Annotated in this window: 1 protein-coding gene and 1 tRNA gene; both read right to left on the bottom strand. The window is 42.6% G+C overall.

The features are described from left to right. Positions 1-1,219 (bottom strand): trigger factor (gene tig / locus WBA23_RS01845; protein ID WP_424580534.1); only part of this gene is annotated, 1,219 nt, incomplete at its 3' end. 75 nt (positions 1,220-1,294) lie between these two features. Beyond that, positions 1,295-1,376: transfer RNA gene (locus WBA23_RS01840), tRNA-Leu, on the bottom strand. Positions 1,377-1,835: the final 459 nt, after the last annotated feature.

Below are 1,835 nucleotides of genomic sequence, written 5' to 3'. Positions count from 1 at the left end.
GCATATAATTGTTGCCATTTTCACCTTTGAGGTAATTATCTACAATCGGGTCAAAACGTTCGTCGTTGCCAAATTGTGAGCCTTGCATGCCAAACTGAGATAATACCAGTTCCCGAGCTTTATTTTTCACTTCCTCATGATTGGCTTGAACCTCTTCATCCTTAGCGATTTTCTCGCTGATTAAACTCCACTTCAAGTCTTGAAGGTAATCACCGAACTGCTCGTTGATTTGCTCTTCACTTATCTCCTCATCCTGACGCGATAGAATCCACCGCTTGAGAAACTCTTCGGGTAGTTGAATATCTGTTTGGTTAATGTAGTGGTTCCGAATACTGCGAGATAGTAAAGCATCGCTCTCGCGCTCGTAGTTTTCCTTAATATTCTCTTGAACCTTCTCACGAAACTCTTCTTCGGTACTTACCGCATCTTTTCCAAAAATCTGATCAAAAAACTCCTGATTGACTTCAGCCGGAACCGGGCGAGTAATTTCCGATACGGTAAACGTGAAATCACCTTCTACATCAGCCACTTCATCGTGCTGCTTGCCTAACAAAAAGGCTACATCAGTATCTTCGGGAAAAACTGCGCGAATATCAAAGGTTACCGAGTCACCAGCTTTTAAGCCAGTAAACTGCTCCCGTTTTTCTTCGGGCACCATACTCGTATTAAGTTCGGTTTCATGAGTAGTATCCGAATCTAATTGAATGGTACCTTTTAGGGTATCTTCCGCTTGGCTTTCATCTACCTCTTCGCTGGTGCTGAATCTATTACGCAAGTTGTCGATAGACTCATCAATAGTTTCATCGGAAAGACCGATCGTATGCTTATTCACCGTTACTTGGTCAGATAGATCGTACGAAAAATCGTTGACGAGGCCAAGATCGTAGCTAAAAGAAAACTCACTCTGATTTTCCCAATCAATATTTTCAGCTTCGCTTAGGTCGGGGATCGGTTCACCTACTACTTTGAGGTCGTTCTCTTGAATGTAGCTGGGTACCGATTGAGCAAGTAGTTCATTGATCTCTTCAACCTTAATTGCTTTCCCGTACATTCTTTTAATAACTCCGGCCGGAACTTTACCCGGACGAAAGCCCTTCAAGTTAACCTGCTTACGGTACTGCTTTACTTTTTGCTCAATTTTGGGTTCATAGTCGCCCGGTAAGAGGCGAATGTTGAGCGTAGCTTCGTTATTTTCTTTTTTATCAAGTGTAATGTCCAATGCTATATGGTTTTGTATTAAACAAAAACCCTCTTCTCAATAATGGGTTAATGAGAAGAGGGCTGCAGAAAGATGTGCGGATGGAGGGACTCGAACCCCCATGCCTCGCGGCGCTAGATCCTAAGTCTAGTGCGTCTACCAATTTCGCCACATCCGCCTTCCAGAAAAATAGAATGCAAATCTAGTGTTATTTGCAATTATTTCAACCTCCGAACGCAAAAATTTCTAAGAGAGTTTATGAAAGCCGAAAAAAGTTAGATTATTCAGGTGTTAAAGTGTTCATGGGTTGTAGTGTTAAAGTATGCCTATGTTCAAGCCTTTAAGTTTTGTGCGGTTAATATTGGCTCTCATTTTGATAGTTCATTAGAAGCTTACTGTTTTCACTCTTCCTTAGCTAACAGTTCATAGCAACTACGCAGAAGATCACTCCAAAAGTCCGTTCGCTCAGAGTTGACCCCACGCGTAAGTAGTCATTTGTTTAGTGTATTGGGTTCTTTTTCACCTTCATAAAAGTAGCGGTCTTGCTGATTCAGGGGCATAGCTAGGGCCTCTTCCGTAGAAATAGCGCCCGTTCGCTCAGCCCACTGCTCATAAGCAGCGAGCATTGTTTCGGCTC

It is taken from the genome of Tunicatimonas sp. (genome assembly GCF_049647865.1).
GTDB lineage: Bacteria > Bacteroidota > Bacteroidia > Cytophagales > Cyclobacteriaceae > Tunicatimonas.
The sequence above is the reverse complement of the archived record's forward strand: the minus strand, read 5'-3'. Positions and strand labels throughout refer to the sequence as shown.